We start from the raw sequence: 412 nt of genomic DNA, 5'->3' as shown, positions 1-412 counted from the left end.
GGTGCACTTGTCTCACAGACGTTCGATATAGAAGTAAAGGATCCGAACCGGCCACCCGTGTTTCTGGGGGCGCCGCTCAAACGAGCATTTGAAGGATTGGCATATCGTTATGAGGTGTTGGTGTCCGACCCTGATGGCGGAGATCTAACACTGGAAATAGTAGACGGACCACAGGGAATGTCTGCTAACGATGGTGTCGTAGTGTGGACTCCAGGGGCCGATAAAGTAGGCACTCACGATGTGGTGATTAAAGCATCTGATATCTATGGCGCAGGCGTTACACAATCGTTTCAGTTAACCGTTTTGCCTTTTACCAATGTAGAAAGCCTGCCTGACGGACAGTCTCGCTTGCCAATGACTGGCTATCGTATTCCGGTTCACCCGCTGGACGATGCGACAATTCAAGTAGGGA

General features: G+C 50.7%; 1 protein-coding gene. It reads left to right on the top strand.

Annotated features, from left to right (window positions below):
* Positions 1 to 412, top strand: a 412-nt coding sequence (locus BIU98_RS19580) for a putative Ig domain-containing protein (protein ID WP_175481382.1), incomplete at both ends; no start/stop codon positions are given.

Origin of the sequence: Curtobacterium sp. MMLR14_010, from assembly GCF_001865015.1 — a bacterium.
Lineage (GTDB): Bacteria > Actinomycetota > Actinomycetes > Actinomycetales > Microbacteriaceae > Curtobacterium.
Note: the sequence above shows the minus strand (reverse complement) of the source record. Positions and strands in the feature narration are given on the sequence as shown.